We start from the raw sequence: 16346 nt of genomic DNA, 5'->3' as shown, positions 1-16346 counted from the left end.
AACGAAGAAAGGCTGACAATGACCCAGACCATCCAGGATGTGCGCGCCGTGCTGATTGACGCGCTCGAGCTTGACCAGAGCCCCGAGGACCTGAGCCGGGAGACGGCTCTCTTCGGATCTCTGCCCGAGCTGGACTCCTTCGGCGTCGTTGCGCTCGTCGGCGCGTTGGAAGACCGATTCGACATCACGATCGACGACGACGAGTTCGGCGCAGAGCTGTTCGAGACCGTCGGCTCGCTGACCGACTTCGTCGACGCAAAGCGCGCCGGCTGACCGTTGCAGAGCATGAACCGGATGCGCGCCCCCGACCTTCCCGGCTTCGTCGCCGGAGCTGAGCCGCTGCGTTTCACAGGACTGGGGGAGTCAGGCTGGCGTCTCACTGAGGATGCTCGCCTGGCCACCTGGGGGCAGGATGAGCATCCGGGCGCCGCGACCATGCTGCTTTCGCCTGTGGTGCGCCGCACGGCGGGCACGATCGATGAGGCGACGGTGGACGACGAGATGCGCAGCCATCCGGAGTCGCTGACCGATCTGCTGCCGCCGTTCGCAGTGATGCGCCGCAATGATGACGGCGTCACGATGGTCGCCGATTCGATGGGGTTCCGGCAGCTCTACCACACGGCTGCGGGGTCTCCGGGGACGGCAATCATGTCGAGCTCGGCGCTTGTCGCCGCGCGCGAATCCAGGAGTGGAATCGACGAGGTCGCCCTGGGGAACCAGTCGCTTCTCGGCTGGCAACTGGGGCAGCGCACGCTCTTCACGGGGGTGCGCAAGCTCGATCCAGGCGCCGTCGCACGGCTGCAGGGCAGTGCTATCGAGATCAGCGACCCTGAACAGCCTCGGCGGAGCGACCAGCCGCAGCGGAGCGACCAGCCGCAGCACGTCGACCTGCGGCTGCAGGATGCCGTGCGACAAGCCGCGGCGCTGTTGCGATCATCGCTGGCAGCCCTGCTCGATGACCACCCGGACGCCGTCCTCCAGCTCACCGGCGGGCTCGACTCCCGTCTGCTGCTGAGCGCGATCCCCGCGCCGCGGCGACGCGGCCTACGGGCGATGACCCTCGGTGTACCCGGCAGTGGCGACGTCGAGATCGCGAGCGCAATCTCGGCTCGCTACGGCATCGACCATGAGGTCAGCGGCCTTGCCGACCTCGCAGAGGTGTCGCCGGCCGACGCATGGATGCTGTCCAGGGATGCGGCGCGGCGGCTGGACGCGATGTCCGACCCGATCGCGCTCGCCGCACTCGGGCTGGCTGAGCAATCGTTCCCGCAGGGCGTGCGGATTTCGGGCCTCGGCGGCGAGGTCGCCCGCGGCTTCTACTACACCGGACGCGTCACCGATCGGCCCTACACGCGCAGGGATGCGGCGCGGCTCGCCGGATGGCGCATGTTCGTCAACGACGCTGTCGAACCGGGCCTGCTCACCGCACAGTTCTCTGCGTGGGCGCGGGACACCGCCGAGGGTGAAGTCCACGATGCGCTCGCTGCGGGCGGCGCGGAATGGTTCCGCGCGACCGACGACCTGTACCTGCGCCATCGGATGCAGAGATGGGCAGGCGCGACCGACACCGCGGTGAGCACGCAGCGCACGGTCATCAATCCGATGCTCGACAGCGGTTTCCTCGACATTGCAGCGCGTCTGCATCCGCAGGAGAAGGCGCAGTCACGGTTCCTCGCGCTGCTGCAGATGGAACTCGACCCCGATCTCGGCCACCTGCCGCTCGAAGGCCGGCCGGCGCCGGCGGCCTATGCACACCCGTCCGTGTGGCGACCGCTCGCGCAGAGGGCGGCCACAGCGAAGCAGTTCACGAGGAAGGCCGCGCAGCGCCTCCGACGTGGCAACCGGCCTCCGGCCGGGGGAGAGGTGCTCGCGGCCAAGGTCGTCGAGCACTGGCGTGCGCATCCGGAGATCGCCGCGGGGCTGTTCGAATTGGCGTACATCGAGCACGGCGTGCTGATGGAGGTTCTCGCGGGTAGTCGGGAGCTGCGACCGAGCTCGGTCGCATTACTGACGAATCTCATCGTCGCCACCGACTTTGACGGACTCAGCGGCCAGTGACCTCGTCGTAGATCCGACTCATACGCTCGACGCGCTGTGGCCAGAGATGCGTGCTCAGCGCGAGCAGACGGCCCGCCTCGCCCATCTCGCGGCGGCGCGCGGGATCTTCGACGAGCGCGCGCACCGCATCGGCGCAGTCCGCTGCCAGCTGCGCCGGAGATTCCGACTCGAGCAGGATCGCGCAGGACTCGTCGACGTTCGCGCCGGGGCCGCCACGTCTGCACACGATGACGGGCAGACCCCAAGACATGGCTTCGAGGCTGACGTTGCCGCCAGGCTCGCGGTAGCTGGGGAACACGAAGAGGTCCGCCTGCTGGTAGAACTCGTCCACTTTCTCGCGCGGCACAGCGCCGTGCAGCGTGATGCGCTCGCCGAGTCCGAGCTCGGCGATCAGCTCTTCGCACGCCTCCCGGTCGTTGCCGTCGCCCAGCACGTCGAGCACAATGTCGAGGTCGCGCAGGGCGGCCATCGCGCGGATGACGTCGCGTAGGCCCTTCGTGCGCACGATGCGGCCGACGTGCAGCAGCCGGACCGGCCCCGTCCTGACGGTGCGGTCGACAGGGTCATGCACCTCCGTCACCGCGGTCTCGCTCAAGATCTCGAATCGCCGAAGCTGCACATCGGCAAGGAACTCACGCACGTAGTCGGCCACGCCGACCACGACATCCGCAGACTCGTATGTTCGGCGCAGCAGCGGGTCATGCCGCATCCGCCACGAGTCCAGCCCGCGCAGTCGCTGATACCAGGCCGTCGCGCCTTCCTCTTCGACGAATCCTGGCGGCGACGTGAGACTGCCGCCGACCGGACCGATTACGAGAGGGATGCCGAGGCCGACCGCGGGCGACGCGTAGCGCATCGCGACGGGGACGACCTGGTGGGCGACATCGAATGTTTCGCCGGCCGTGAGAGCGCGGCGGATCCACCGGCGTGCTCGCATGTGGAAGGGCAGGTATCCGGGCTGCAGCAGGCTGTTGAAGCGTTCGAAGCGCCCGACCCCTGGTGGCTCGGACCACTCGATGACCCTTGCACCCTGGAGCTGACGCGACATCGGCGTGTGGCCGCGCTTGTACGTTGTCAGCAGAGTCAGATTGTGACTCTCGGCGAGGCGGGTCGCCCACTGGGCTGCCACCCAGGCCTCGCCGACGTCCTCCCCGTCACACGCCGGTGCGATCAGCAACACACTCTTCGACATGCGTGCCTCATTCACCGCGGAAGGATGGTGTCGTTGGCGCCCAGCAGCGGAGGTCGAAGCGATGGTTGCAGCAGCGCCCGCACGGTCGGTCGCGACTTGTCATGGCCGAAGACCGCGCGACGCACCTCTATCGCGACGGTCAGCCCGTAGTAGATGGCCGCGCGGAATGTGCCCGTCCGACGGCGGTAGAGGCGGATGCGGTTGATCTGCTTCATCATGTGAGTCGTCGCGCTCTCGCCGGACCCTCCGCCGATATGCATTGCCCCGGCGTCGGGCGTGTACACGGTCGCCCACCCGGCATCCTTCGCGCGGAGGCTGAAATCCGTCTCCTCTGAATACAGGAAGTACGTCTCGTCTAGGCCGCCGACGGCGTCGTAGCACTCTCTGTCCACGAGCAGGATCGCTCCGACAGCCCACTCCACCTCATGCTCGGTCTCGTATTCCCGCGGATCTTCGATCCGCTCGGTGAAGACGGAAAGCCCGGTGAAACTGAGACCGCCCACTCTGCCCATCGTCGGGCCGCGACGGAGCGTGGGAGACAGAGAGCCGTCGGCTTCGCGGACCCTGGGCGCGACGATTCCGACTCCAGGCCGCTCGAGTGTGCGGAGCATACGCGGTACGGACTCGGCGTCGAGTTCCGCGTCGGGGTTCAGGATGAGTATCGTTCGGAAATCCGGAGATGCCTGGACCGCCCGATTCATGCCGGCAGCGTAGCCGTCATTGATGGACTCGACCACGGTGCAGTCGGTGCGCGTGCGAAGCAACTCCACGGTTCCGTCGCTGGACCCGTTGTCCACGACCACGACTGAGTACGACAGCGATCCCATCGCGGACGGAATGCTATCGAGGAGACCCTCGACATGATGGTGGCTGTTGTATGTGACGACGATTGCGGCGACATCGACGGGCATGAGGATCATCCTAAGAGAATGGCGGGGTTGGAACGGGACTGTTCGATGCGGCGTAGGGCTCCGGCCAGGCCAAGGACGAAGAAGAGCGTGCCCATTGACATCGGGAACGCGAACGCATCGAACATGAACAGGCAGGCGAAACCGGCGCAGATGGACGCGACGAGCGCGGTGGAAAGGTCGCGGGTTGGCTCGTCGCGAGAGCGCCCGCGCACTCGGAGCATCGTCACCGCTGCGGTGATCCCGAGAGCGAGGAACGCGAGCGTTCCGATGATTCCGATGGTCACCAGCAGCAGCAAATACTGGTTATCGAAGATTCGGTACTTCGGCAGAAATGTCCCCAGCCCGCGGCCGAACAGCGGATTCTGGGCGATGAACTCGAATGCGAGCGAGAAGCTGTCCGTGCGGGACGTGATGCTGGGGTCTTCCTCGGCGCCCGTGAAGAGTCCGATGATCGAGTCGAGAAATCTGGGAGCGATCACCATGGCAGCCAGAAAGCCGGCCGCGGCGAAGGTGATGACACGCAGCCGTCGGGCTCCAGTCCAGCCACCCATGCAGATGATTAGCGCGATGAGTGCGCCGAGGTAGGCCGACCGCGATGAGGTCATCGGAATGATCGCGCACACTGCGACAGCTGGTAACCAACGGATCAATGCGCGGCGGTGCGTGTGGTGGAATCCGACATGCAGGACGATCGGCAGAATCATCGTCAAGACCACGCCGTACTCGATCGGATGGATCGACGTGCCTGCTGGGCGAGGGTAGCCGCCTCGCGTCGTGAGACCGTATGGCGGGGCGCTGCTCAACCCGGGGATGGAGAGCTGGTCCACCCACAGCTGGCGAGTGACGAGCTGCAGAATGCCCAGGGCGGCGATGAGGCCGCCGCAGACCGCGAATCGCCAGATCAGTGTGTCCAGGCGGCTACGTTCGTGGACGCCGTCGTGGGTCAGCAGCAGCGTCCCTGTCCACGACAAGATGGCGATGAGAGCGACGTCCGCTGGGCTGACTTCGTCCGGGCTCATCGGACGCGACATCGCCAGCACGTAGGAGATTCCGACACAGAACAGGAAAAAGCCGAGCGCGATCCGGATCGGCTGCGGGCCGAGATCCACACGCCGCACTGCCGTGAGGAAGAGGAAACCCCAGAGCAGCATGCTGGCAAGGCCGAAGAGCATCGACGGCGCACCGGCGCTGCCGAGCGGCCCGACGACGAGGCGTGAGGGAATGAAGAGCAGCAACGCCATGTAGAGCGTCAGCCAGGCGACAGCATCGACCTTGACCGTCCCTCGAAGGGCGGTGTGCGGCAGTTGGAGGCTCAACGCTCCCGCCCGGTGAGGGCGGCGACCGGGGTGTGCTCGTCGGACGACTCAGGAGGAACGTCGTCTTCCTTCTGCTCCCTACTAGTCTTCTTTTTCTTCTCGCGCGGCCCGGGCAGAGCACCAGTCCGCCGTAGCTGACGCCGGCGCAGCAGCCCGTCCAGCGCGAATGCAGTGATGCAGGTCGCGACGATACCAACGACGAGCGCGGCGATCATCATGCGGATCGTCCCGCCCATGTCTCGCTCCGCCTTCTGATCGACGGTGAGGTTCATCGAGGTGATCACGGCGTCGGATGGGGCGTCAACCTGATCCTGCAGAGCCGCGAGTTGCGCGGGGATGCGGCCAGTGATGAAGGTCAGAGTGTCCAGCGTTTTCTGCGCGCTGGCGTCTGTCACATCGATCGCGATGACCGGTCCGCGCGTGGAGTCGTCGATGCCCACGACGTACTGGGCCGTCGCCGACTGCTTCTTGACCTCCTCGCGTGCGGGCGCACTACTGAAGTACGCCACGAGGATGCCGGCGGGCTGCTCCAGTCCGTCAAGCGTGAGGAACGGGTTTCCGCCTACTCCCACCGCCGTTTCCGATGGGAGCAGAAGCACCAGCGCTCGCGCGTTGTACTCCGGTGGAGTCGTGACGTACGCACCAACCGTGAGACCAGCCGTCACGATGGCACCTAAAAGGACGACGTACCACCGGCGCCCCAGCGCACGGATGACATCAAGTACCAAGAGCTTCCCCCTCGCCTTGGACCGCGACTCGTCATGGACCCGCGGACTATCACGTAGTCTAGTGCTCGGGGAGCACATGACATTCTGGGAACTTGTCCGGGCACTGATCCGCAACTGGCCGATCGTGCTCATCGGCGCCATGCTCACTGCCGGGAGTGGTCTGGCCGCAGTCAGCGTCGACGGGGTGTACTTCACTCGCACCGAGCTCGTCTTCCTCGCTCCGACCAGCACGCTGTATCCCAACGCGTTGCGTACCCAATCGGAAGATCTCATCATCACGGCCGGTGTGGTCGCGAAGCAGGTCACGGGGCCCGAGAAGGTCACCAAATTTGCCACTCCTGACGTGAATCTCGTCGGTCTCGGTATTCGTGATGGCTGGTCTCTCCGGCTGCCTGACACGGGCGGACAGTGGGCCTCGAACTTCGCCACTCAGCGGCTGTTCCTCGATATCGTCGGACCCTCTGAAGAGCGGGTGCGAGAACAGCAGGATGCGTTGATCAATCAGGTCGATCACGAACTTGATGTCCTGCAGCGTCAGGCGGGGGTTTACTCGGCCAACGACATCACGATGATCACGGCCCCGCAGTCCACGACGATCTACGCGGTCGGTGTGAACAAGGCGCGCGCGCTGGGAATGACGGCATTGCTTGGCGCCGGCGCGACCATAGCCGCTGTGCTCTTCCGGGAGTACCTGCGACGGCGGAAGCGCGTGGACGCGTCCGCCGTGAGTAGCACCGCCGCCGTCCCCGCACCGGCGGTCGTGTCGTGACTGCGGAGGGCGCTGGCAAGTCCGCGCAGACGGTCCAGGTGCGGCCGATAGAAGTGACAGACGTCGTCGCCGTCGCATCCTTCCTCCACCACAATCTGAATGCGCGGGTCGCCACCTCGTCGTGGATCAGCCTGATGACGCCGTCGTGGACGCCCGCGGGGTCGAACCGGGGCTTCCATCTGTTGAACGACGGTGAGATCGTCGGGGTCTATGTCGCTGTATATGCGCAGCGTGAGGTTGGCGACACGAGCGTGTCGATCTGCAACCTCGCGGCTTTCTGCGTGCTCCCCGAGTTTCGGCAGCACTCCCTGCGACTTATGCGCGCGATGCTCGCGCAGAAGGGGCACGTCTTCACCGATCTGTCGCCGAGCGGCGCAGTCCCCGCGATGAACGAACGGATGGGATTTCGGCACCTCGATGTCTCGACCCGGCTCGTGTTCAACGCCCCCGGCCGTAGCCGTGGTGTGTCGGTCACGGATGTCGCGGCGGATCTTGAACGCACGCTCGTCGGCGCCGATGCGGCGCTGTACCGCGATCATCGCGACGCGCCTGCAGCGAGACATCTGCTGGTGCGCGCTGCGGGCGGCTACGCGTATCTCGTGTATCGGCGGGACCGACGCAAGCGACTGCCTCTTTTCGCGACCCCGCTGTACGCGGGCGGGGATCGCGAGATCCTCGTGCGCGGCTGGTCAGCCATCGCATCGCATCTGTTGAGCCAGGGTTTGCCGTTCACGCTCGCCGAGGAGCGCATCCTCGGATTCCGTCCCGCTGGCCCCGGACGCGAGCTGCGCAGCCCGCGTCCCAGGATGCACAAGGGTGAGCCGGCACCGTCCGACCTTCTGTACAGCGAACTGGCCCTGCTCCCCTGGTGAGGGGCGCAGAGCCAGTTCGTGGTCAGGCGGACGCGGTCAGTTCGACGCGCGGACGGCCGTGCCGTTGTCCCAGATGTTGTTTGTCCACACGTTGCCGGGGGCATTGGAGTCGAAGGACGTGATCGGTCCCCAGATTCCGCACTTGCCGCTGGGGCCGCGCATGAAGATGTTGTTGGTGAACTTGATGTTGTTTACTCCGGCCGAGTACGGCTTGCCGGTGGTGGAGCCGCCGTACGCGCAGTAGCCCATGGATCCGTCCGGGCCACCGTCGATCAGGTTGTTGTCGATCGTGTTCTTCTGCACGATGGCGAAGTCGCCGTAGCCGGTGAGAGCGGCCGAGCAGCCGGCGTCCGGCGGCACGGGTGCCGCGTCGCAGGTGATCGTGTTGTGGCGGATCGTGCTGTTCGAACCCATCCGAATGGCGGATTCATGGTCAATTCCGCGCTTGTCGGTGTACTGCCCGTGCAGGTAAGAATCCTGCACAGTGCAGTTCGCTGCACAGTTCACGGAACGGCTACCGCCGGTGACCTCGACCCGAGTGAGCACGAAGTTGACGTCGCCGGCTCCGGTGCCCGCAGACTGCGGCATGCGGATCTCACTGTCGGTCATCGAGTACGAGCCATTGAAGTAGTCCGGGTCGCTGTAGATGTGGCCATTGATGATCGAGTTCGTGATCTTCAGGCCCTGGGCGAGCACTCGCATGTCGCAGTTGATGATCTTCTTGTCGATCACGACGTTGTCGGTCTGGATCGTGCATGAGCCGGTGTACGTACTCAGCGCCGTGCCCGTTGGCACTCCGGTGGTCGCGGCAGAGGGGAAGCTCCGCCCTTGAACGATGATGCCGTTCGGATCCGAGGGAGCCTGCGTCGCCGGGGGAGTTGTCGGAGTTGGCTTCGGAGCAGTCGTAGGCGTCGGCTTTGGCGCGGTGGTCGGCTTCGGAGCGGTGGTGGGCTTCGGGGCAGTCGTCGGCTTCGGAGCGGTAGTGGGCTTCGGAGCGGTCGTCGGCTTCGGTGTGACAGTGCCGGTGGACGGCGTGAACACGACGTCCACTAGATAGTTCGAGCCGCGGTAGCTGTACTCGGGCACCTTGCTGGTCTTGCCATAGCGGTACACGCCTGCGTACGCGTCAACCTTGAAGCCGTTCTGCACCTTCGGAGATTTGAAGGCGTTCTCGGTGACAGGGTAGCCGCCCTTCGGCGCGGCGTAAGAAGCCACATACGTCTTGTTGGCGTTGATTTTCACGGGCTTGTCGAGCGGGATGGTGCGCCATCCGACCGTGGTTGTCGCGGCGAACGTCTGTTGGGCGAGCACCTTGCCGCCCTTGGACCAGAGCGTGGCGGTTTTCACGCCCGTGGCCTTCCGGCCCTGGTAATACTGCAGGGCGGTGACCTGTCCCGAGACGGTGGGGGTGAAGCGGATGCCGAGTTCGACGGCGTCGCGATCGGGATCGGCAGCTGTCTTGGGCTTGAGGGAGTCGGAGAGAATGCCGATGTTCGCCGTGGGGGATCCGGCGTACGCCGGAGCGGCAGTGAATCCGGCAGTGGCGAGAAGGCCGACGACAATCACAGCCAGTGAGAGTCGGGATCGACGGGTTCGCGTGTGGGAACGTTTTCGTATGGGGAGGTTCGTAAACATCACAATCCTGTATCAGTCTTATGTGGAGCCCCCTCCAAACGGCAAGAGTACATGATTAGGATGAACGTGCCTATCCCCTTCTGGGGCCTGTACGGGCTGAACAGTGTAAGGACAAGGGGCGATGGGGAACGACCCGCGTGCGCGACTCCCGGTCTGGGTCGTCGCTGGATTGGCTGTGTATGCCCTCGCGGTGGTCGCGGTTCTGGTACTTCCGGTGTCCTACTCCGGCATCGTGGGTGCGATCGGTGAATGGCTCCATTCCAGACTGGGTATCACCGGATTCGGCACGGGCTGGATCGAGTTCATCGCCAACATTCTGATGTTCGCGCCCCTCGGCATCTTCCTGACGCTACTGTTCGGACGTCCGTGGTTTGGTGTCCTGCTTGCGCTTGCGCTCTCGGTGATGGCAGAGCTCGTGCAGATCATCATCCCTTCACGTCAGCCGAGCCTCCGCGACATCCTCGCGAATGCGTTGGGAGCGTCCATCGGCGCCGCTGTCGCGTGGCTGATCATCTTGCGCCGCCGCCGCCTCCAGGAAAAGCGCCGGTCATCGGATGCTCTTAACCAGGCTCTTCCCAAAGCGAACGACGTCTCCGAGGTCGGCCCGGTGCGTGAGGATCGCGATCACTGAATCGGCAGTATCGGTCGAGGTGACGCTGTAGCGCGGGCGCAGCCAGGCAGTGTTGTTCGCGGGAAATCGGTCGCTGGTGAACACCGTCTCGTACTGGGCCTCCTTGAGGCGACGCAGCAGCCGGCGGTCATACCGCCCGAGAGGGAGAGCGGCCTGAGTGATCTTTGCGCCGCTAGCCTCCTCGAGCACGCTGCGCGCGTCGATGAGCTCTCGTCGCGCGTCGGCATCGGTGAGACCTCTCCACGGCATGTGCCCCCACCCATGCGAGCCGATGCGCATGCCGGAGGCATGAAGCCGCCGCAGGTCGTCGCTGCTCAGGCTGAGCGGGTCGTCGAGCCGCCCGGCCAGGGCGAAGAACGTGGCGTCCAGGCCACGATCGACGAGCGCGGGAAGGGCAATATCGGCATCCGAGCGGTTTCCGTCGTCGAAACTCAGCTCGACATCGGTCCGGCCGGACAGCGCGTCCACGATGCGATGGAACACGTCGGGCGATACCCAGTAGCGCGCCTCGCCCGGCTCCCGCTCCGTCTCGATCGTTCCGATCCCGTGAAAGCACAGCTGAATTGTCATCGTTGCGTCCCCTTCTCCGCGTGCGACAGCACCCGCGTGCTTGCGTCACGTCCCCAGTCGCCGTCCGACGCGCGGCGGGCGCGGAGACCTGCGAGCAGCGTAATGCTCACGTAGGCGACCGCGTCCGCTACGAGAAGAGGATTTCGCACGACGACGTCCCGCAGCCAGGACCAGCGATCAGACGGCCGCACGACGACGTCGACGCCCTCGTCCGACGTGGCGCGGCGCATCTGCGCGTTGCCACGGCGCACCCGCACGAGCCGCTTGACGAGATCCTTCGTGGTGCGGGGCGCCTCCACCACGGCGGTGACGGTGCCGATCTCTGCCTTCTCGGTATCGGTGAACTGCGAGTCGAGGAAGAGGTCGTCGGCGATCATCTCCGGAAACTCTCCGAAGCGGGCGCGACCGGTCTCGGAGACGACGATCAGGCCGCGCCCGAAGAGACCGTGGCGGAACACAGGGAGGCGCTGGTTGATCCGGAAGTACGCGCGGACGGGCCAGGGTCGGCCGGCGGTGTCGACGTGGCGGCGCGGCATCGTGGTGAGGATGCCGCTGCTCTCGTCGAGTGCGTGGACGAGAGCGGCGATGCCGCCCGGGGGGACGAGGATGTCGGCGTCCAGGTACACGCGCGGAAACTCGTCGGCCACGCGTTCAGCTGCGTTCAGGGCACCGGGCTTGCCTGGTTCGGTGCGGTCGACGACGGTCACGTTCCGCGACAGCGCGATCTCGGCCGTGGCATCCGTGCATCCGTTAGCGCTGACAATGATCTGCATCGGCATCCCGCCGAGTGCGAGTGCGTCGAGGCACCGCCCGATGACTGCCTCCTCGTCGTGCGCGGCGATGATCACGCTGACCATGTGTTCCTCATTTCTCTGCCACCACGGCGGGTGACCAGGCATGCTCGATCAGGATTCGCGGCTCGTTTGCGCCGCTGGCGTCCAGCGCCCAGACATCCGAGTCGCCGGGGCTGTTGTTCGGCATTCCGTAAAGCAGAGTGCCGTCGTCGAGCCAGACGATTTGGTCGTCGATGCTGCGCGATTCGGCATCCAACACCGTCACCGTCTCGGAGACGATGTCGTAGATCGCCGGCGTCCAGTGCACCGTGGGCCCTGAGCCGCTGGTCACTCTCTTGAAGGCGATCCGGGTGCCGTCGGGCGAAAGGGACGGACACTCGACGGTCTCGAGCACCGAGGTCATCGTCTTGGTCGCGATGTCCCCTTTGACCAGATAGGTCTGCCCGATTGACGTCATGCCGACGGTCGCATAGAAGGACGTGTCGTCGATGAATGTGATGCCCCAGTAATTGCGGTCGATCGGCGCGCTCGGTGTGCCATCGATGATCAGCGACCATTCCTCGAGGCTGCCGTAACTCTCGGCATCGGCCGTGCGGTGAATCACCGTCTCGGTCGAGAATCCGATCGTCGCGTAGGCATGTCCGGTGACGAACGACGTCGTCGCCACCATCGAGCCGTCCGGCGAGAACCGAGTGCGGCTGGGTATACCCGGTAGCGGCCACTCAAGGTTCTGGTCGTGGCCTGCGGCATCGTAGATTCGGGCGTTGTAGCTCGGAGTGATGCCGCGTTCCGAGCGCAGGCATGAGATCGCGTCGCTGGATGCGGCGACCCGGTCGCAGACGATATCGAGCACAGCACGGGCCTGATCTGGCTCGCCGAGCGGCACGCTCGCGACGTGGCCGTAGCCCTCTCCGGATGCCGTGTTGCGAAACAGGATGCGATCGCCCTCCGGTCCGTCGGACGGAGCAGTCGTCTCGGTGGATGACGGCTGGCTCTGTCGCTGCTGATATTGCGCCCAGGCGTACGCGCCGACGCCGACCGTCGCCCCGATGGCGATCACCGAAACGAGAGTGATCACCAGCCACTTGATTCGAGCCGTCACCTCGTCAGCTCCTGGTCGATTACCTCATCAGCAGGGCCGGCCTCCGGATCAGCCAGGCCTGTCTCAGCCGTCTCCGAGTGTGGAGCGGAGAGCAGCGGGCGCAGCAGCAGTGCGACGAGAGGGATGGCGACGACCAGTACCCCCGCCACGACGAACATCGACACCTCGCGACCGACGAGATACCAGAGGATGCCGAATCCGGCCGCCGAGAGAAAACGACTGATTGCGACGACAGTCTGCGCTGCTGCGATGCCCGTGCCATGGGTCTCCGGCGTGGTCAGCTGTGCCGCGAGTGCCGCAAGCACCCCATCGGTGGCCGCGTAGAACGCGCCGAGGAGTAGGAGGCAGAGCACTGTGGCGGCAGCATCGGCAACGGGCAGAACGGCGGCCAGATATGCGCCCAGCAGTCCGACGTGGCCGTAGACGAACACCCTCGCCCTGCCCACTCGGTCGGCCAGTCGCCCGAGCGGGATGGCCAGGGCGAGGAAGGCGACGTTCGTGCCGACGTACAACAGCGGGAACCATTGAGCCGCGAAATCGTTCCGTGCCTGCAGCGCGAGGTAGACGAAACCATCGCCGATGGTCAGCAGACCGAGGATGCCGGCGGCGGCGAGCACGCGGCGCATCGGACCAGCGGTGATGACGCTCCAGTCGAACTTCGGACGGGGGGCACGTGCGGCCCGCGGCTGTGCTGTCTCGCGCGGCCTGGTGCGTACGTTCGGCACGAACAAGCCGAGGATGGTCACGCCGATGACAGCGAAGGCGAGTGAGGCGACGAAGATCGTGCCGTAGCCGTCGGGGATCATGAGCAGGATGAAGAAGGCCAGCAGAGGGCCGACGGCGGCGCCGATGTTGTCCAACATGCGGTGCACCCCGAACGCCGTGCCGAGGTTGTCGGGTCGCGATGAGGCGGTGATTACCGCATCCCTCGGCGCCGTGCGGATGCCTTTTCCGATGCGGTCGGCAGAGATCACCGCGGTCAGCGCGGTGAAGCCCGAGGCGAACAGCAGCCCGACGCGCGCGATCGCGGCGAGTGCATATCCCGTGAAGGCGACCCACTTGGGCTGGCCTAGGCGATCGGATGTGTAGCCGCCTGCGATTCGCACCAGAGCGCTGATGCCCTGGTAGAAGCCGTCAAGGAAGCCGAACGCTATTGTCGACATCCCGAGGAAGCCGGTCACGTAAAGGGGCAGGATGGCAGTGATTGACTCGGAGGAGATGTCGGTAAGCATCGACACGACGCCGAGGGTGACGACGGTCGATGACACGGTGCGGCGGCCAGGTCGACGTTTGGACCCGTCGGCCGATGACACCTTGGTCGGCTTGGGCTTGTTCGAGAAGGAGATATACACGGTCACTCGGTCCGAAAGACGCCGAAAACCGTATAGCGGTTGCCGGTGCCAGAGGCAGCAACATTCAGCGACAGCGTTTCGTACGCACCGGTGAAGGTGACGGTTTCGTCGGCAGGTCCCTCTCTCAGACCGAGCGTGGCCCAGACCCCGCGATAGTGCGTGCGTATCTCGTCCGGGGACATCGCGGAAATCGCTACCAGGCTGAGCTGCATGACCGAGCCCTCAGTGGCGATCGAGGTCGACACGACGTTCGATCCTTCCAAGGGATCGGCGATGTCGGCAGGGAATCCGTCCACGAGCCCGCCATTACGAGATCCCGCGTCGGGCAGCGGTGCCGTAACCAGTGGCGTGACCGGCTCGAGCGGAGGAAGCCCGGTGGGCGGCCCGGCAGCGGGCGGTACCTCGTCTGATCCGGTCGGCGGCGCTGCAGGCGGCGGCACCTCCGATCCTGTCGTCGGTGTCGCTCCGGGCAGCGGTCCAGACGACGGTGGAGTGTCCAGCGGCGCGGCAGATGGCTCGGAAGGGGACGACGGTGCGGACGTGCCTGGAGCACTCGCTGGTTGCCCCGCCCCGTTCAGCGCGGCGACGGCGATCACGCCGCAGACGACGAGTACGCCGACCGCCGCGATCACGATCTTCATCGCCGACGTCAACGCCGGCTTTCTTGTTGTGTGTGTCATCGATACCGCCTCCCCGCGGTCATGGATGCTCGGTCAAGCCGAGGTTCGGACTGTCAGTACGCTCCCGTCGGAGCGACCATCACTCTGGCTGTGCGCCACATGATCTGCAGGTCGGTCATCACTGACCAGTTTTCGACGTAGCGAAGGTCGAGACGGATGCTCTCGTCCCAGCTCAGATCGCTGCGACCCGATACCTGCCAGAGTCCAGTGATTCCGGGCTTGATGTACAGCCGGCGCGAGACGGTGCCGTCGTAGGCGATGACCTCACTTGGCAGTGGCGGGCGCGGGCCGACGACGCTCATCTCGCCAGCGAGCACGTTCCAGAACTGCGGCAGCTCGTCGAACGACAGCCTGCGCAGCACCTTTCCGACGCGAGTGACGCGCGGGTCGTCCTTCAGCTTGAAAAGGAGGCCAGCGCCGTCATGGTTCGCTTTCAAGGCGGCGAGTTTCCGTTCGGCATCCGTGTGCATCGAGCGGAACTTGACGATCTGGAATCGTTCCCCATCCCGACCCACGCGTTCTTGGAAGAAGAACACGGGGCCGGGAGAATCCAGCTTGATCAGCAGCGCGAGCAGCGGTGTGATCACCGCGATCGGAATCAGCGCGAGTACGGAGACAGCGATGTCGAGTGCGCGCTTGAGTAGGTGCTTGGCACCTTCGTAGGTTGGAATCTGCACCTTGATCAGTGGCAGGCCATCTACCGGTGCGAACGACAGTCGCGGTCCGGCGACGTCGGCGAGGCGGCTCGAGAGCACCAGCTCTGCGGCCGTTCCCTCTAGCTGCCAGCTGAGGTTCTTGACGAAGTCGGGATCGCCTTCGGGACGACCGGCCACGATGATCGTGTCGGCTTCGATCTGACGCGCGACATGCGCGACCGAGGTGACATTGCCCAGCACCGGAATGGTGGTGCCGTCGAGATGTAGCTCGCGGGCGTTACCGTCGAGCAGAGTCGCACCAACGACTTGATATCCGGCGGTGCCGATCGGATGCAGCGCACCCACGACGTAGTCGACGTCGTCGCGGTTGCCCACGACGAGGGTGCGTGAGGTGAAGAAGCCATGACGGCGCCGGTTGCTCAACCAGCGCCGCCATGACCACCTGCTCATCAACAGGCCGAGCACGCCTGCGGGGAGGGAGATGAGCACGATGAGCCGCATTGAGTCCCAGCCGAGCAGCAAGGCGGTTACCGCCACCATGCCAACAGCGAGTCCAGAGGCATGCGCGATGCCTCGGTACTCCTCAGCGCTCGAGCGGAACAGTGCCGCGTTGCGGGTGCGCGTGGTCAGCAGCATGATGAACCATGCGACTGACAGCAGCGTCCCTTGCATCGCGGCGCTCGTGAGCGGCTCACCGTACTGGAGAAGGACACTGGATGCGACACCGACGGTGATCGCGATCACAGCGGCATCCGTCAGCCCGAGACGGGCGCGGTACGCCCGTTCCCATTGCTGACGGCGCTCCAGTGTCGCCGAAACGCGCGGTGTGAACACCGTGGTCGTTTCGGTCCGGACAGCGCGCGGAACAGATGCCGTGAATACGGCCGTTTCGACGCGTGTCAAGCTCAGGGCATCGTCGACGGATGTCATACCCGTCGGCCCCAAGCCGTGAATGTACGCAAAAATCCCCAGTGCGACATTATTTCCCCAGTTTTATCCCCAGACCGCACGTCCCACACGCACGGGTTATCTGTCACCGCAGACTTCACGATGCTGCTCGACTACGTAATCCCACATCAC

Annotated in this window: 16 protein-coding genes; 5 read left to right on the top strand and 11 right to left on the bottom strand. The window is 65.3% G+C overall.

Features of this window, described 5'->3' with window-relative positions; genetic code table 11:
- The first annotated feature begins 18 nt into the window (after positions 1–18).
- Both AC1C2O_RS07910 and AC1C2O_RS07905 read left to right on the top strand, forming a co-directional pair.
- The gene (locus AC1C2O_RS07910; RefSeq protein ID WP_495429880.1) at positions 19–273 is read left to right on the top strand and encodes an acyl carrier protein; all 255 of its coding nucleotides are present in this window, start codon (positions 19–21) and stop codon (positions 271–273) included.
- A gap of 21 nt (positions 274–294) precedes the next feature.
- Positions 295–2058 carry an asparagine synthetase B family protein gene (locus AC1C2O_RS07905; RefSeq protein WP_495429879.1) on the top strand — a complete coding sequence of 588 codons (1764 nt, stop codon included), beginning with the start codon at positions 295–297 and terminating at the stop codon, positions 2056–2058.
- On the opposite strand, the gene AC1C2O_RS07900 is transcribed toward AC1C2O_RS07905, so the two are convergent.
- From AC1C2O_RS07900 to AC1C2O_RS07885, 4 genes are read right to left on the bottom strand one after another with little or no spacing between them, the layout of a single operon-like run.
- Positions 2045–3250 carry a glycosyltransferase family 4 protein gene (locus AC1C2O_RS07900; RefSeq protein WP_495429878.1) on the bottom strand — a complete coding sequence of 402 codons (1206 nt, stop codon included), beginning with the start codon at positions 3248–3250 and terminating at the stop codon, positions 2045–2047. The two genes, AC1C2O_RS07905 and AC1C2O_RS07900, sit on opposite strands and share 14 nt — an antisense overlap.
- Before the next feature lie 11 nt (positions 3251–3261).
- Positions 3262–4170 (bottom strand): glycosyltransferase family 2 protein, encoded by a 909-nt coding sequence (locus AC1C2O_RS07895; RefSeq protein WP_495429877.1) that lies wholly within the window; start codon positions 4168–4170, stop codon positions 3262–3264.
- Positions 4167–5477 carry an O-antigen ligase family protein gene (locus tag AC1C2O_RS07890; protein ID WP_495429876.1) on the bottom strand — a complete coding sequence of 437 codons (1311 nt, stop codon included), beginning with the start codon at positions 5475–5477 and terminating at the stop codon, positions 4167–4169. Before AC1C2O_RS07890 ends, AC1C2O_RS07895 begins: the two co-directional genes overlap by 4 nt.
- Complete coding sequence (locus AC1C2O_RS07885) at positions 5474–6142, bottom strand: hypothetical protein (protein WP_495429875.1); 669 nt, start codon at positions 6140–6142, stop codon at positions 5474–5476. The genes AC1C2O_RS07890 and AC1C2O_RS07885 overlap by 4 nt, the downstream gene beginning before the upstream one ends.
- Positions 6143–6281: 139 nt before the next feature.
- On the opposite strand from AC1C2O_RS07885, the gene AC1C2O_RS07880 reads away from it, so the two are divergent.
- Both AC1C2O_RS07880 and AC1C2O_RS07875 read left to right on the top strand, forming a co-directional pair.
- A complete protein-coding gene (locus AC1C2O_RS07880; RefSeq protein ID WP_495429874.1) occupies positions 6282–6974 on the top strand; it encodes a hypothetical protein in 693 nt (230 codons plus the stop codon).
- Positions 6971–7846, top strand: coding sequence for a hypothetical protein (locus tag AC1C2O_RS07875; protein ID WP_495429873.1), 876 nt, complete (start codon positions 6971–6973; stop codon positions 7844–7846). Before AC1C2O_RS07880 ends, AC1C2O_RS07875 begins: the two co-directional genes overlap by 4 nt.
- A gap of 36 nt (positions 7847–7882) precedes the next feature.
- On the opposite strand, the gene AC1C2O_RS07870 is transcribed toward AC1C2O_RS07875, so the two are convergent.
- Entirely contained in the window at positions 7883–9412 is a 1530-nt protein-coding gene (locus tag AC1C2O_RS07870; protein WP_495429872.1) for a DUF4082 domain-containing protein, read from the bottom strand.
- A gap of 190 nt (positions 9413–9602) precedes the next feature.
- Between AC1C2O_RS07870 and AC1C2O_RS07865 the strand changes: the two genes are divergently transcribed.
- Positions 9603–10112 (top strand): VanZ family protein, encoded by a 510-nt coding sequence (locus AC1C2O_RS07865; protein WP_495429871.1) that lies wholly within the window; start codon positions 9603–9605, stop codon positions 10110–10112.
- On the opposite strand, the gene AC1C2O_RS07860 is transcribed toward AC1C2O_RS07865, so the two are convergent.
- From AC1C2O_RS07860 to AC1C2O_RS07835, 6 genes are read right to left on the bottom strand one after another with little or no spacing between them, the layout of a single operon-like run.
- The gene (locus tag AC1C2O_RS07860) at positions 10029–10682 is read right to left on the bottom strand and encodes a polysaccharide deacetylase family protein (RefSeq protein ID WP_495429870.1); all 654 of its coding nucleotides are present in this window, start codon (positions 10680–10682) and stop codon (positions 10029–10031) included. The genes AC1C2O_RS07865 and AC1C2O_RS07860 overlap by 84 nt on opposite strands.
- Positions 10679–11539 (bottom strand): glycosyltransferase family 2 protein, encoded by an 861-nt coding sequence (locus AC1C2O_RS07855; protein ID WP_495429869.1) that lies wholly within the window; start codon positions 11537–11539, stop codon positions 10679–10681. The genes AC1C2O_RS07860 and AC1C2O_RS07855 overlap by 4 nt, the downstream gene beginning before the upstream one ends.
- 7 nt (positions 11540–11546) lie before the next feature.
- Complete coding sequence (locus AC1C2O_RS07850; protein ID WP_495429868.1) at positions 11547–12578, bottom strand: TolB-like translocation protein; 1032 nt, start codon at positions 12576–12578, stop codon at positions 11547–11549.
- Positions 12575–13930, bottom strand: a complete 1356-nt coding sequence (locus tag AC1C2O_RS07845; RefSeq protein WP_495431709.1) for an MFS transporter — start codon at positions 13928–13930, stop codon at positions 12575–12577. The genes AC1C2O_RS07850 and AC1C2O_RS07845 overlap by 4 nt, the downstream gene beginning before the upstream one ends.
- A 2-nt stretch (positions 13931–13932) precedes the next feature.
- Positions 13933–14610 (bottom strand): hypothetical protein, encoded by a 678-nt coding sequence (locus AC1C2O_RS07840; RefSeq protein ID WP_495429867.1) that lies wholly within the window; start codon positions 14608–14610, stop codon positions 13933–13935.
- Between the two features lie 53 nt (positions 14611–14663).
- Positions 14664–16196 carry a sugar transferase gene (locus AC1C2O_RS07835; RefSeq protein WP_495429866.1) on the bottom strand — a complete coding sequence of 511 codons (1533 nt, stop codon included), beginning with the start codon at positions 16194–16196 and terminating at the stop codon, positions 14664–14666.
- Between the last annotated feature and the right edge of the window lie 150 nt (positions 16197–16346).

It is taken from the genome of Microbacterium sp. Y355, assembly GCF_059445345.1.
The sequence above is the reverse complement of the archived record's forward strand: the minus strand, read 5'-3'. Positions and strand labels throughout refer to the sequence as shown.

Coding starts and splice junctions, on each gene's coding strand:
- AC1C2O_RS07840 (WP_495429867.1), bottom strand. CDS start 14,610: ATGACACACACAACAAGAAAGCCGGCGTTGACGTCGGCGATGAAGATC.
- AC1C2O_RS07855 (WP_495429869.1), bottom strand. CDS start 11,539: ATGGTCAGCGTGATCATCGCCGCGCACGACGAGGAGGCAGTCATCGGG.
- AC1C2O_RS07860 (WP_495429870.1), bottom strand. CDS start 10,682: ATGACAATTCAGCTGTGCTTTCACGGGATCGGAACGATCGAGACGGAG.
- AC1C2O_RS07900 (WP_495429878.1), bottom strand. CDS start 3,250: ATGTCGAAGAGTGTGTTGCTGATCGCACCGGCGTGTGACGGGGAGGAC.
- AC1C2O_RS07865 (WP_495429871.1), top strand. CDS start 9,603: ATGGGGAACGACCCGCGTGCGCGACTCCCGGTCTGGGTCGTCGCTGGA.
- AC1C2O_RS07835 (WP_495429866.1), bottom strand. CDS start 16,196: ATGACATCCGTCGACGATGCCCTGAGCTTGACACGCGTCGAAACGGCC.
- AC1C2O_RS07895 (WP_495429877.1), bottom strand. CDS start 4,170: ATGATCCTCATGCCCGTCGATGTCGCCGCAATCGTCGTCACATACAAC.
- AC1C2O_RS07880 (WP_495429874.1), top strand. CDS start 6,282: ATGACATTCTGGGAACTTGTCCGGGCACTGATCCGCAACTGGCCGATC.
- AC1C2O_RS07905 (WP_495429879.1), top strand. CDS start 295: ATGCGCGCCCCCGACCTTCCCGGCTTCGTCGCCGGAGCTGAGCCGCTG.
- AC1C2O_RS07910 (WP_495429880.1), top strand. CDS start 19: ATGACCCAGACCATCCAGGATGTGCGCGCCGTGCTGATTGACGCGCTC.